The organism is Psychrobacter sp. CAL346-MNA-CIBAN-0220 (assembly GCF_040309805.1).
Taxonomy (GTDB): Bacteria; Pseudomonadota; Gammaproteobacteria; order Pseudomonadales; family Moraxellaceae; genus Psychrobacter.
In genome coordinates, this window is sequence record NZ_JBEOPF010000370.1 from 1 (window position 1) to 265 (window position 265).

Annotated in this window: 1 pseudogene; it reads left to right on the forward strand. The window is 50.6% G+C overall.

The features are described 5' to 3' along the window. A pseudogene (locus AAEY88_RS14005) lies at positions 1–265 on the forward strand (hypothetical protein); the annotation flags it as partial.

A 265-nucleotide genomic window follows, 5' to 3' on the forward strand; every position in this document is an offset into this window, starting at 1 on the left:
GTCTTATCTTTATAAACGCTCAACCGCTACAAGTATGGCATCAATACTGATGGCCACACTTATTGTCACTGGCTGCCAATCGTCTGCTGAGTCCAGCGCGACCATCTCTAATCCGCAAACCAGCAGCGCATCATCACAAGTGCTCTCTGATATGAGCCAGCAGACACTCAGACAGCAAGCGCTACGTATCCAGCGTGCACTCGCTAACAATGACTTTGCTCGTATCACGGATGATATCCATCCCACACGTGGCGTCAGGTTCTCC